Source organism: Bacillus sp. 05T21 (genome assembly GCF_056396785.1).
The window spans coordinates 415,137-428,667 of the sequence record NZ_JBFTMD010000001.1; the positions used below are offsets into that span (position 1 = coordinate 415,137).

The following is a 13,531-nucleotide window of genomic DNA, read 5'->3' on the forward strand; positions in this document are numbered from 1 at the left end:
ATTTTTAATACCATATTTTTCTATTATTTTCAGTTGACAAATACATTCATCACCTATATTGTATTAAGTGTATTACACACAGTAGTACACTTAATACACGCCAGAAAGGAGACATTGCTCTTGCATATTCAACTTGATCCAAGAAGCAACACTCCGATATGGGAACAAATTGTTCAAAATATAAAAGAACTCGTATTGAAGAACATGTTAGCTCCAAGTGACAAACTACCTTCTGTACGCGAACTCGCTTCTTTACTCGTTATAAATCCAAACACAGTGAGTAAAGCGTACCAAGAGTTAGAGCGACAAGGGATTATTGAAACATTACGAGGAAAAGGAACATTTGTATCCCAATCGATTACCCCAACATTAGACGAAAGGAAAATCGCTATGGTTGAAAAGCAATTTCATCAATTACTATTAGAAGCCTCTTATCTTGGTGTTACGAAAGATAAAATTCATGATTGGATAGATTCATACTACAAAGAGATTGGAGGAAATGCAGATGCTGAAAGTGACAAGCTTGAAGAAAACAATTGATAATCAAACGATTTTAGATGATGTTTCTTTCACATTACAAAGAGGAAGTATCATCGGATTACTCGGAAGAAACGGTGCGGGGAAAACAACTTTATTACGAACGATGGTCGGCATTTTAGACCCTGATGCAGGGACTGTTACATATGAAGATACAAACATTCATCAGTGTCCTGAAATAAAGCAAAAAATCGTATATGTCCCTGATTCTACTAACATACTGAGCGGATATACGGTAAAAGAAATTGTAAAGTTTTATAAAGAAGTTTATACCGCATTTGATGAAGCATATTTCTATGAACTGTTAGAACGTTTTAACTTACCAAACAAACGAATTCGTAGCTATTCAAAAGGAATGAAAGCACTGCTTGCCATCATTTTAGCCGTTTCTACAAAAGCAGAATATATCATTTTAGATGAACCGACAAACGGACTCGATCCTATCGTTAAACGGCAGGTCCTCCAATTTCTCGTTGGAGAAGTTGCAGATAAGGAGATTACCATTTTCATCTCAACTCACCATTTAGATGAAGTGGAACAAATTGCAGATACAATTATTATATTAAAAGGTCATACCGTGGCATCTATTACATCACTTGATGATGCAAAATCACGATTTGCAAAAATACAAGTAGCTTACGAACGGTCATTACCTCAAAAACTAGAAAACTTAAGCAATATTAAAATATTAAATCAAACAGGAAAAGTATTTACAATCTTAATTGAGGGAAATGTAGCTACAACACTGGAGAAGTTTTATAAAGAACAACCTATACTCATTGAAGAATTAACAATGTCACTTGAAGATGTCTTCGTTACGACACTGGAGGAGGATGGGTATGTTTCATAAGGCGTTGTGGATGTGGAATTGGAAACGCGGGAAATATGCTGTGTTACTATTCTTCTTTAGTTCGCTTTACTTGTTACCTTTTGGCTACTATAGAAGTGCTCAGAGACAACTTGATGTGTATTACGAATTACAAGAAAAAGGGAAACATTATTATTATTTTTATACCTTTTCTTCAGGAGAAAGTAATAGTTTTTGGTTAACTATTCTTATCATTGCTTTAGCCTGCTTATTAATAGGATGGGAACGTAGCAACCAATCTAATACACTACTTATGACAATGCCATTTAAAAGAAAAGATGTTTTCTTATCTAAATGGACTTTCGGTTCCTTTTGTATTGTGATCTCGTTACTTGTAAATTGGATTCTTATGTATGTTATTTATAGAACAACTATTCATTTTGATTATCAATCATTTAGTCCATTTCACCGATACTTTCTTTATGCAATTGTTTCTTATATCGCAGTCTATACAGCTGCACTATGCATCGGTACTTTTACTGGCAGTGTTGTTTCACAGATTGTTTTTTGTATTCCGTGGTTACTAGCAGGGGTTACATTTATTACATTACTATACACTTTTACAACAAACCATTTGTACGCTGCAGATATTAAAAATGAAAACTTATATCGACAACTTTATGAAATCAATCAAAAAACAAATATAGTTGCACCAATTAATCACTTTTCTATCAATTATTACTATGATCCGGAATCCCGTAAGATCGAGAACAATCCAACTGCTTTAAGAGATCCAGCATCTCATATATATTATTCAGCCAAGTCAATGTTAGTCCCTATTTTCTATACGATATTTTATTTACTACTTGGGACATATTTATATACACGATCGCCAAATGAAAACGGTCAAAAGATATTTATTTTCCAAAAGCATTTAAAAATATGGATATGGGGGACAACCATTTACTTTGCATTACTAGGCGGCTATAAAATAAACAATTTTAATTTCTTACCTAGCTACTATATCGGTTTGTTTCTAACTGGAATCATTACTTATGTTATATTATCACGCCTAACAAATTATAAAGTTTTTTAAAGGAGAGATCCTATGTTTCAAAAAGCACTGTGGCTAAGAACGTATCAACAAAGTAAATATGTTGTATGGTTATTTTGGCTCGTCAGCTTCTATACTTTTTCATATAAATACTACATGACTTCTATTCAAGAGCAACAATTTCTAAATGACATTAAAAAGTGGAACTATGTATATCATTACCACTTTGATTTAACACTTCTAGATCCTGTCATGCTGTTAGGTAGCGTACTGATCGTCCTAGCTTGTACGTTAATTGGATGGGAAAGACAAAATAACGCTAGCGACTTGTTATGGTCTATGCCATTTAAACGTTCACACCTCTATATAACAAAGTGGTTGTTTGGAGTCTGTAATATTGCCGCTGTTGTCATTTTAAACTGGGGGCTATTTGCTATTATGAAAAAGGTAACTTTTCATAATAAATATCAAGTATTTTCCCCTTTTCATAGTTATTTTATATACATGTTAATTGTATTAATCACTATTTATACACTTACCTTATGTGTAGGTACAATTGCAGGGAATATTATATCGCAAGGATTTCTCACTGCAGTTATATTAATCTTCCCTGCTTTACTTCCATCACTTATCTCAGGAGTCATCGCTGTTCACTCAAACACTGAATTTCATGAGGACACTGGCCTTATACATGATGTGATGAAAAGCATACGTATTTCTAGTCCAGCAGAAGATTTTACTATTAACTTTAATTATGATCCACAAAGCGCTTATACCGATCAAAATGGAGTACGTCATAACGAACCAAACTTTACAAAGATTCCACCGGCAAAAACATTGATTGGACCTATCGCACATATCATTATTTTATTACCACTCGGTATATATTTATATGCCCGTTCAGTCAATGAGCGAAATGGTAACTACTTATTATATCCGAAACTACAAAAAGTAGTTATGGGTTGTGCGATTTTCTTTGGTGGAATCGTTGGAGGTTTAATGCTGAGTCGTGCGCAGTCATTGTCCAGCTTTTACATCGGATTTTTAGTGACTAGTTTCATTATGTATTTCTTCCTACCTAAAATATTAAAATGGAAAGTCTCTTGGAATTTTAAATAAAATAACCTCCTTCAAAAGGAGGTTATTTCACATTCTCTCTCCTATCCCCATACACCCTCTCTTCTTTCATCCCAAATCCATCACCGTTTTTCACAATTTGCTCTGTCGGCGCGACTACACTTYCAGCAATTTTCCATTCGCCGCGCTCTTTCACAAATACTTGCAGAAAATAGTTCATACCATTTAATTGATACGCATTTTCTTTTTTCACATTATAGTGCACCGCAATGTAGTGCACTTGAATATTTTCTTTCCCTGCTTTTGATACGTATTGCGATAATCTTGGAATGTACATTGATGCTTTCTTAAATGGTAATTGCTTCGCTTTAACGAGCGATGAACTTGTTACATTACGCAAAGTGTCCTGATTACGAACATTATCACTATGATGAAATAATACTGCGTTTTGCATAGAACGAACCCATAATTTCGAATACAGGACAGTATTATCGTTTTCAATGTACTTCACTTCTTTTTGCACCACTTGGATAGGGGTATCAGCGTACATGAATGTATGAAAGCAGAAAAAACTTCCAAGTAAAATGGTAAGTGCAGCAATATATTTCATAATCTTTCCTCCGATCTGTTTAATTAAAGTATCGGAGTTTCAAAATATTTTTATTCAAAAGAAAAAGGATAGGAAAGCTCTCGCTTCCTATCCTCATTTATTATAATACGCGGCCAAATAGTTCTAAAACCATTTCTATCTCTTGGTCGCTCCAACCTTTAAATTTCTCTTTATAATATTCTTTACGCACAGCTTCAAGCTTTTCAGTTACTTCTCGTCCGTTTTCAGTAATTTCTAAGTATACGATACGACGGTCCGAATTTGAACGTTTTCTTTCAACAAACCCTTTTCGCACGAGACGATCTGTTACAGCTGTAATATGACTGGAGGTTACGTTTACTTCACTCGCAATTTGCGAAGCCATCTGTGGACTTTTTAAAAATAACGCACGTAATACAGAGAATTCGTTATATGGCATATGCTCTGAAAAACGTGTATTAATATCATTTTGTAATAAACGTATCATCTTTCGAAATGATGCAGATAAATCTAAAATCAGTGTTTCTCTATTTTCGTTCACTAGCCTCGTCCCTTTTTTATCATATTTACACATATTATAATCTATAAATACCTATATTGTATATGCTTTCTTCCCTCAACATTCTCATTTATGTAACTTTTTTCATAAGATTTTCTTTTTTGTTCACACATATACATATAAAAAAGGATGGTGAGCATAAATGCAAAGTGGAATGAATCCGTATTTACATAATATCCGTACGACAAATACTGGTAAAGAAGCTACTATTACTGTACAAGGAGAAGGCATTATAAAGGCAAAACCAAATGTTGTCATATTAACACTGGGCATTCGAACAGATAGTAAAAATGTAAAACAGGCGCAAGAAGAAAATGCAGTGCAATCGAAACAATTGCTTGATGCACTCAAACAGCTAGGTATTGCCGATAAAGATATAGAAACCATTTCTTATACAATTACTCCTCAATACGAATATGTAAATGATAAAGCATTACTACAAGGCTACCGTGTGGAGCATTTGTATGAAATTACCGTTTTAAATGTGCAAAAAGCAGGGGAAGTATATGATATAGCCGTTACAAATGGGGCAAACGTAGCAAAAGGATTACGTTTTCGAATATCTCATCCAAATAAATATTATGAGCAAGCTCTCATTCAAGCTCTGCAACAAGCAGTAGACAAAGCTCGTACAATTGCGAGTACCTACAATTTAAATATTAATCCTGTTCCCCTCTCACTCGTTGAAGAATCTGCCCAATTACCACGGGAGATCGCATCATATGCTACTTTGCATGCGCAAGCAGCTCCGCCCATTCAATCAGGAGAACTAGAAATCATTTCATCTATCCGGGCAATTTTTACGTATCTATAAATAAACTCATTTATAAGTAACCGTTATCATTTTCGTTGTTGTAAAAACATGATGTTCTGATATAATAAAGGACGGTGAGCTCTTACATAAGAGATATCACGGGTGGGAGAGGGATATGAAAAAGAAGGTTTAACATGAAAGGAATACTTGAAAGAACATTTAAATTAGACTTACACCAAACATCACCAAAACAAGAAGTTTTAGCTGGAGTCACGTCATTTTTCACAATTGTTTATATTATGATTGTAAATGCGTCAATCTTATCAGATGCCGGCATTCCTCTTGAGGCAGGAATTTTGGCAACTGTTTTTAGTTCATTTGTCGGATGTCTACTCATGGCATTTTGGGCAAATGCACCTGCTATTCTTGTCCCTGGTATGGGTGTAAATGCATTCTTCACGTACACTGCTGTGCATACGCTCGGTTTAACTTGGCAAGAAGCATTGGCAGCTGTTTTTATCGCCGGTATTATTTTTGCAATTGCTGCTTTTACACCGATTGCTCGCGTGCTTTCGGTATCGATTCCAAAGTCATTAAAGGAAGCGATCACTGTCGGTATCGGGTTGTTTTTAGCTTTCATCGGCTTGCAAAAAGGTGGTTTAGTCGTTTCGCATCCTAATACTGCTGTTGCAATGGGAAAATTAAGTAGTCCTGTCGTTCTTGCCACACTACTTACTCTTATTGTCGCACTTGTACTATTTGCGCGTAACGTACGTGGAAGCTTTTTATGGACGATTGCAATTGGAACTGGTATTGCATGGCTGTTTGGTCTTGTTGATACGAGTCAAATGGGAAATAGTTCGTTTTCATTCGCTAATTATGGCGATGTGTTTGGAGCTATGTCATTTGGGAAACTTTCTTCCTTGCCATTTTGGATTGCAACATTCTCCTTAAGCATGGTGCTTATTTTTGAGAATATGGGACTTTTACATGGTTTATTAGAAGATGATCGTAAATTCCCACGTGCTTACCAAGCAAATGCAATTTCAGCAATGACATGTGGTCTATTTGGCACAAGCCCTACCGTTTCAACAGTAGAGAGTGCCGCAGGTATTACTGCAGGCGGAAAGACAGGTCTGACGTCTATCGTTACAGGGTTGTTATTCTTCGCATCACTGTTTGCGCTTCCGTTTGTCAAAATAATTCCTGACAGCGCCATTGCACCAATCTTAATTATTATTGGCGGTCTGATGATTACAAGCATTCAACAAATTCCTCTGAACGACTTTTCAGAAGGATTTCCAGCGTTTTTAATTATCGTTATGATCCCGCTCACATATAGTATCGCTGATGGCATTGCGTTCGGATTTATTGCTTATCCTATCTTGAAAGTTGCACTTGGAAAGCGTAAAGAAGTCGCACCGTCCATGTATATTATTACATGCTTATTCTTAGCCATGTTCGTATTACACGCTATTGGCTAAGAAAAAAACACCGAGGAAATCCTCGGTGTTTTTTTACTTAAACCAACCTTTTTTATAAAACCAAGCCATCATTCCGCCGCCAATTAATGCCATTAAAATTAAGCAAATAAAATAACTATACTTCCCGCCAAGCTCTGGCATATGTGCAAAGTTCATGCCGTATACCCCTGCAATAAATGTTAACGGCATGAAAATAGTTGAGAAAACAGTTAATGTTTTCATAATATTGTTCATATGGTGGGAATTCAACGAAAAGTAACTATCTCGAATATCTGCTGTTAATTCACGGCTCGCTTCAATCATCTCTGTCAGTTTAAGCAAATGATCATGTATATCTTTAAAATAAATTTCATGATCGCTTATACCGTAAAAACGTGTTGAATTTAATATACGATACAATAAATCACGCATCGGAATAATCGTACGCCTTAGCTTAGATAAATCTGCACGAATATCAAATACTTCTTCTAGCACACTTCCTGCTGTCTCACCCGTTAAATTATCATCAATTGCATTTAAATGGTCTTCAATGTAATAAACAGGTGCGAAATAATCATCTACAATTTGGTCAATAATTGTATGTGCTACATGCAAAGGGCTCTTTTTAATACGTTTCTTTTCACCGAGCGTTTTCCATACTCTTTCAATCGCATTGTTATGAGAGAAATGGAAAGAGACTATATATCGATCACTAATAAATAAATCGATTTCATGCGGTTCTAATCCGTCTTCTCCGAATGCATGAAGAACTAAAAAGTTATATCCATCATAAAAATCTACCTTTGGTCTCTGTACATACTCTACACAATCTTCAATTGCAAGGGGATGGAACTTGAAGTGATCTTGTAAAATATATGTATATTCCTCTTTCGTTGGCTTATATAAATCAAGCCAATACCATATGATGTTCTCTTTTTTCGTTTCTTCTAGCGAAACATCATATAAAACTTCATTTTTTTTCGTTATTGCACAAATTCTAATCATAATTTCACCCATTACTATTATAAACAAAAAATAGTAAAAAAAGCCAAGGAGAAATCTCCTCAGCTTTTTTTATCCCGCTATTTGCGGGCAGTAAGACCCCTACCTCAAAATTCAGCGAAAGCAAAGAAGTTAGGTCTGGGTCGGGCTGCCCGTAAATGCCCGATTGGTGAAGGCTAATAATCAGTGGGGATAAAGCCCCCCACTGATTAAAGTTTCACTTTATTACTTCGTTACAATACCGTGTACTAAAGTTGGTGCATCTACGTGATCTTTAGCGATTTTCATGTTCTCATAAATTTTCGCTTTTACGTCTTCAACATTTTCGCGGTTTGCGTAAATTGTAACAAGAGAGTCACCTTTTTTCACGCTATCGCCTACTTTTTTGCGAAGCATTAGACCAACTGCTAAATCAATTTCAGACTCTTTCGTTGCACGCCCTGCTCCTAAAAGCATTGCTGCTGTTCCGATTTCATCTGCAACGATTTCCGATACGTAACCGTCTTCTTTCGCTTCCACTTCAATTTTAAATTGTGCTTGTGGCAATTTAGAAGGATCATCAACAACAGATGCATCGCCGCCTTGCGCGGATAAGAACGTTTTAAATGATTCTAGCGCTTTACCATTGTTCATTACTTCAATTAACTTTTCACGTGCATCTTCTAAAGATGAAGCTTGTCCAGCAAGGTACACCATCTGACTTCCAAGTGTTAAACATAACTCTTCTAAATCTTTCGGTCCCTTACCTTGTAATGTATCAATTGCTTCTTGTACTTCTAATGCATTACCAATTGCTTCACCAAGCGGCTGACTCATATCAGAAATAACCGCCATCGTATTACGACCAACGTTATTACCGATGCGTACCATTGCTTCTGCTAAACGCTTTGCATCTTCATCCGTTTTCATAAACGCGCCTGCTCCAGTTTTTACATCAAGAACAATTGCATCTGCACCAGCAGCAATTTTCTTACTCATAATTGAGCTAGCGATAAGAGGAATTGAATTTACTGTTGCAGTTACATCACGAAGCGCATATAACTTTTTATCAGCAGGTGTTAAGTTTCCACTTTGACCAATAACAGCGATTTTATTTTCATTTACAAGACGCATGAATTCATCATTTTCAATTTCCACATGGAATCCTGGTACTGCTTCTAATTTATCAATTGTACCACCAGTATGTCCTAGACCTCGTCCAGACATTTTCGCAACTGGTACACCTAAAGCAGCTACTAATGGACCTAATACAAGTGTCGTTGTATCACCAACTCCACCCGTTGAATGCTTATCTACTTTTACCCCTTCAATGGCTGATAAGTCAATTGTATCACCGCTATTTACCATTGCCATCGTTAAATCTGCACGTTCTTGATCATTCATATCTTGGAAGAAAATTGCCATTGCAAGTGAACTCATTTGATAATCTGGAATACTACCATTTGTGTATCCTTCAACGATAAAGTTAATTTCTTCTGTCGTTAATGCATGTCCATCACGTTTTTTTGCAATTAGGTCCACCATTCTCATTGTGAAGTCACCCCTTCATTTGTTTTACAATTGCTTTTACTAATGCTAAGAAATTAGCTTTAACACGTTCTGTCGTTTCAATTACTTCATCGTGGTGAAGTGGTTGATCTAAAATACCAGCTGCCATATTTGAAATACAAGAAATACCTAGTACTTTCATACCTGCATGACGAGCTACAATTACTTCTGGTACTGTTGACATACCAACTGCATCTCCGCCAAGTGTACGAAGCATACGAATTTCAGCAGGTGTTTCATATACAGGACCTGTCATTCCAACATATACACCTTCTTGTACTTTAATATTTAAATCTACTGCAACTTGTTTCGCCATTTCGCGAAGTTCTGGCGTATATGATGTAGACATATCAGGGAAACGTACACCCATTTCAGAATCATTTGGTCCGATTAATGGGTTCGTACCCATGAAGTTAATATGGTCTGAAATTAACATAAGATCGCCTGGTTCAAATGATGTATTTACACCACCAGCTGCGTTCGTTACAACAACTGTTTCTACACCTAGTTCTTTCATAACACGAACTGGGAATGTTACTTTTTGCATATCGTATCCTTCGTAGAAATGGAAACGTCCTTGCATTGCTACTACTGTTACACCTTGAAGTGTACCGAATACAAGTTGACCTGCATGTCCTTCTACAGTTGAAACCGGGAATTCAGGGATTTCACTGTATGGTACTGTTACTGCGTTCTCGATTTCATCTGCTAATACACCTAGTCCAGATCCAAGGATTAGTCCTACTTGTGGTGTCTCTTGAAATTTCTCTTTTAAGTATGAAGCTGATTTTGTAATTAGTTCACGATTCATCTGTTTATCCCCCTATTTCTTTAGCTCGTTTAAGAAGCTTGTTCCATGTTCTGGCATTTTAACATTAAAGTTTTCTGCTACAGTTGCACCAATATCAGCAAATGTTTGACGAAGTGATAACTCTTGTCCGCCTTCTTTCATGCTTGGGCTATATGCTAATAACGGTACATATTCACGTGTATGATCAGTACCAGGATGTACTGGATCATTACCATGGTCTGCTGTAATTAATAATAGATCATCTTCTTTTAGTTTTTCGAATACTTCTGGAAGACGTGCGTCATATTCTTGTAGAGCTTCTCCGTACCCTTGTGGGTCACGACGATGACCAAATAAGGCATCAAAGTCAACTAAGTTTAAGAAGCTAATACCTGTAAAGTCCATATTTAATGTATCTACAAGCTTGTCCATTCCATCCATATTTGATTTCGTACGAAGTGATTCAGTTACACCTTCTCCATCATAAATGTCAGCAATTTTACCAATAGCAATTACATCATAATCGCTATCTTTAAGTTCATTCATTACTGTGCGACCAAATGGTTTTAACGCATAGTCATGACGATTTGGTGTACGTGTGAAGTTTCCTGGCTCTCCAACGAACGGACGAGCAATAACACGCCCTACCATATACTTCTCATCTAATGTTAATTCACGTGCGATTTTACAAATTTTATATAGCTCTTCAAGTGGTACTACTTCTTCATGAGCTGCGATCTGTAATACACTATCAGCAGAAGTGTAAACAATTAAAGAACCTGTTTCCATTTGTTCTTGACCAAGCTCAACAAGTACCTCTGTTCCAGAAGCTGGTTTATTACCGATAATTTTACGACCTGTCTTTTCTTCTAATTCATCAAGTAGTTCTTTCGGGAATCCTTCAGGAAACACTTGGAATGGTGTATCAATGTAAAGGCCCATGATTTCCCAGTGACCTGTCATTGTATCTTTACCTGTAGATTTCTCTTGCATTTTTGTATAATATCCAAGCGGTTTCTCTACTTTAGAGATTCCTTTCATTTCACGAATATTACCAAGGCCTAATTTCACCATGTTTGGCATGTGTAATCCATTCATATGTTCAGCGATATGACCAATTGTATCAGAACCTAAATCACCAAACTGCTCAGCATCTGGTGCTTCACCGATTCCCACAGAGTCCATTACGACTAGGAAAATACGTTTATATTTATTCATAACTGCAACCTCCTATATGTTCAGTTCTACTTCTTGTAGTATGTTCAAAACGCTATAAAGTGAAACTGTTATCAATGGGAATTATCTTTCGTCCTCATTATTAAACAGTACTGCTTTAAATCATTCTCTAACTTTTTCGTTTTACTTTCAAACGAATAAAAAACATTTCTAGGTTTTTCCAAGTCAGATGTCAGACATCTGATATTGATATCATAACATGTTTACGCTTTCTTTTTAATACATTTTCGTAGAATTCCTCATTTTCTTTACCCTTCTATTGTAATCCATTCTGCAAAGAAGTGCTAATCATTTTATAACATATTTCCTAATATAAAAATAAAAAGCAGCTCTAAAGAGCTACTTTTTATTTTACTTCTACTGTTTCTTCTTTATGTTCATGTAGTTCACCTTTTTTAACATGAACTTTCACTTTGTAAGCACCGTTTTCTTTGAAAGTATGTTTCGTTTCATACTCTCCTTTATTTCCTTCTTTCGCTGGAATAAATTCGTGCTTTTCAACACCATCTTTCCAAATCTCAAGTTGTACTTCAGCACCAGTTAACGCTTCTTCTTTTTGCTTCAAATGAACTTTCATTGTTGATTCAGCATTTGCTTTAATATCACCAGCCATAAGATGTATCATCGTATCACTTTTATGATCCCCATGACCTTCTTCTTTTTTCGCATCTTCTACTTTTGCATTTCCTACAGCGACTTTTGTTTCTGGCATAACATGCATTTCACGTGCATTTGTATGAGGAATAATATGATATACTCCATCAGTTTCAAATGTTTTCTCTACTGCATAAACACCTTTTCCTTTATGCTTACCATCTAACATCTCGTGTTTCTCGTCGCCATCTTTCCAAATCTCAAACTTTACATCATCAGCATCCGTTACTCTTTCTTTTCCTTGTGTAACAAGTGCTTGTACTTCTGTTTTTTCACCAGGTTTAATTTCTTTCGGATTCGTTTGAACCGCTACTTTTATAGCTTCCAGTTTCTGTTCTTTTTTCGGTTCTTCTTTGTTTGTATTACAGCCAGCCAATGCTAGCATCGCGATAAATAAAGTCATAATAAGTTTTTTCATCATCATTTCCTCCTTCATACCTTATTTAGTATAGAGGAAATACATTGTAATATTCTAGTCTTCTGCTGAAAACAATGTACGAAATGTTTGTGAAGTTTTTGTGAAGTACTATAGCCTTTTGAATCTATGAAAAAAAGAGCATAGTAACTATGCTCTCGGATGAAACTGTTTATATACATCTTTTAATCTAGCTTTTGAAACATGCGTATAAATTTGCGTCGTTGAAATATCTGCATGTCCAAGCATTTCTTGCACAGCACGTAAGTCTGCCCCATTTTCTAATAGATGCGTAGCAAAAGAGTGACGCAACGTATGCGGTGTAAGCTCTTTTGCAATATTCGCTTCTTTCGCTAGCCGTTTTAAAATTTTCCAAAATCCCTGTCTCGATAATCGATTACCATGATGGTTTAAAAAGAGCGCATCTACTGCTTTTTTACCCATCAATTCTCTTCTTCCTTTTTCAATATACTTTTGAATCGCTTCTGTCGCTAAGCTTCCTAGTGGAATAATTCTTTCTTTGTTCCCTTTCCCGATACAGCGAACAAATCCCATCGTTAAGTGCACATCTTCTAAATTTAATGCAATTAATTCTGAAACACGAAGTCCTGTTGCATACAACAACTCTAACATTGCCTTATCACGAATCCCAAAAGCACTTGCCGTTTTCGGTGTTTGAAGCAATGCTTCCACTTCGTCGATTGATAATACTTTTGGTAATTTCCGTTCCCCTTGTGGCGTTTCAATATGTACCGATGGGTCATGCTCCACTGCTCGTTCACGAAGTAAAAATTGATGAAACGAACGAATCGATGCAATATGACGCGCCAATGTTTTTGAAGATTTCCCGTTTTCTTTTAAATGCTGCAAAAAGTTAACAATATGCAAGCGTGTCACTTCATGAAACGTCTTCGTTTGTTCTACATTTTGCAAATACTTCACATAGCTTTTTAAATCGCGTTCATAAGATACAACTGTATTTTTCGCTAAACCTTTCTCAACAATCATATAATGAATAAAATCTTTTAATTGATCTTCCAATCTA

14 protein-coding genes are annotated in these 13,531 nt (G+C 36.0%); 6 read left to right on the forward strand and 8 right to left on the reverse strand.

From position 1 onward, the window contains the following. The first annotated feature begins 120 nt into the window (after nt 1-120). From AC1DKZ_RS02135 to AC1DKZ_RS02150, 4 genes are read left to right on the forward strand one after another with little or no spacing between them, the layout of a single operon-like run. Complete coding sequence (locus AC1DKZ_RS02135) at nt 121-540, forward strand: GntR family transcriptional regulator (RefSeq protein ID WP_000548033.1); 420 nt, start codon at nt 121-123, stop codon at nt 538-540. Continuing rightward, on the forward strand, nt 506-1,387 hold the full coding sequence (locus tag AC1DKZ_RS02140; RefSeq protein WP_476995588.1) for an ABC transporter ATP-binding protein: 882 nt from the start codon (nt 506-508) through the stop codon (nt 1,385-1,387). Before AC1DKZ_RS02135 ends, AC1DKZ_RS02140 begins: the two co-directional genes overlap by 35 nt. After that, the gene (locus AC1DKZ_RS02145; protein WP_098635977.1) at nt 1,377-2,441 is read left to right on the forward strand and encodes an ABC transporter permease subunit; all 1,065 of its coding nucleotides are present in this window, start codon (nt 1,377-1,379) and stop codon (nt 2,439-2,441) included. Before AC1DKZ_RS02140 ends, AC1DKZ_RS02145 begins: the two co-directional genes overlap by 11 nt. Nucleotides 2,442-2,453: 12 nt before the next feature. Then, nucleotides 2,454-3,518 (forward strand): ABC-2 transporter permease, encoded by a 1,065-nt coding sequence (locus AC1DKZ_RS02150; protein WP_098635976.1) that lies wholly within the window; start codon nt 2,454-2,456, stop codon nt 3,516-3,518. Between the two features lie 22 nt (nt 3,519-3,540). On the opposite strand, the gene AC1DKZ_RS02155 is transcribed toward AC1DKZ_RS02150, so the two are convergent. Together AC1DKZ_RS02155 and AC1DKZ_RS02160 are read right to left on the reverse strand one after the other, a co-directional pair. Then, complete coding sequence (locus tag AC1DKZ_RS02155; protein ID WP_476995589.1) at nt 3,541-4,086, reverse strand: hypothetical protein; 546 nt, start codon at nt 4,084-4,086, stop codon at nt 3,541-3,543. 100 nt (nt 4,087-4,186) lie between these two features. After that, nucleotides 4,187-4,606 (reverse strand): MarR family winged helix-turn-helix transcriptional regulator, encoded by a 420-nt coding sequence (locus AC1DKZ_RS02160; RefSeq protein ID WP_002088468.1) that lies wholly within the window; start codon nt 4,604-4,606, stop codon nt 4,187-4,189. A gap of 160 nt (nt 4,607-4,766) precedes the next feature. On the opposite strand from AC1DKZ_RS02160, the gene AC1DKZ_RS02165 reads away from it, so the two are divergent. Together AC1DKZ_RS02165 and AC1DKZ_RS02170 are read left to right on the forward strand one after the other, a co-directional pair. After that, the gene (locus AC1DKZ_RS02165; RefSeq protein ID WP_002138209.1) at nt 4,767-5,438 is read left to right on the forward strand and encodes an SIMPL domain-containing protein; all 672 of its coding nucleotides are present in this window, start codon (nt 4,767-4,769) and stop codon (nt 5,436-5,438) included. Between the two features lie 134 nt (nt 5,439-5,572). Further along, nucleotides 5,573-6,862 carry an NCS2 family permease gene (locus tag AC1DKZ_RS02170; protein WP_002033892.1) on the forward strand — a complete coding sequence of 430 codons (1,290 nt, stop codon included), beginning with the start codon at nt 5,573-5,575 and terminating at the stop codon, nt 6,860-6,862. Between the two features lie 33 nt (nt 6,863-6,895). Here the strand turns inward: AC1DKZ_RS02170 and corA are convergent, their stop codons facing one another. The 6 genes from corA to xerD form a co-directional block, all read right to left on the reverse strand. Then, nucleotides 6,896-7,858 carry a magnesium/cobalt transporter CorA gene (gene corA / locus AC1DKZ_RS02175; protein WP_002067031.1) on the reverse strand — a complete coding sequence of 321 codons (963 nt, stop codon included), beginning with the start codon at nt 7,856-7,858 and terminating at the stop codon, nt 6,896-6,898. Nucleotides 7,859-8,068: 210 nt separating this feature from the next. Further along, nucleotides 8,069-9,373, reverse strand: coding sequence for a pyrimidine-nucleoside phosphorylase (locus AC1DKZ_RS02180; RefSeq protein ID WP_002067030.1), 1,305 nt, complete (start codon nt 9,371-9,373; stop codon nt 8,069-8,071). Nucleotides 9,374-9,380: 7 nt separating this feature from the next. Beyond that, a complete protein-coding gene (locus AC1DKZ_RS02185; RefSeq protein ID WP_078175428.1) occupies nt 9,381-10,202 on the reverse strand; it encodes a purine-nucleoside phosphorylase in 822 nt (273 codons plus the stop codon). Between the two features lie 12 nt (nt 10,203-10,214). Next, nucleotides 10,215-11,399: a phosphopentomutase gene (deoB, locus tag AC1DKZ_RS02190; protein ID WP_002014935.1), complete on the reverse strand. Its 1,185-nt coding sequence runs from the start codon at nt 11,397-11,399 to the stop codon at nt 10,215-10,217. A 364-nt stretch (nt 11,400-11,763) separates the two neighbouring features. Next, nucleotides 11,764-12,492 carry a FixH family protein gene (locus tag AC1DKZ_RS02195; RefSeq protein ID WP_002088470.1) on the reverse strand — a complete coding sequence of 243 codons (729 nt, stop codon included), beginning with the start codon at nt 12,490-12,492 and terminating at the stop codon, nt 11,764-11,766. A gap of 144 nt (nt 12,493-12,636) precedes the next feature. Then, the gene (gene xerD, locus AC1DKZ_RS02200; protein WP_002014937.1) at nt 12,637-13,527 is read right to left on the reverse strand and encodes a site-specific tyrosine recombinase XerD; all 891 of its coding nucleotides are present in this window, start codon (nt 13,525-13,527) and stop codon (nt 12,637-12,639) included. Nucleotides 13,528-13,531 lie beyond the last annotated feature (4 nt).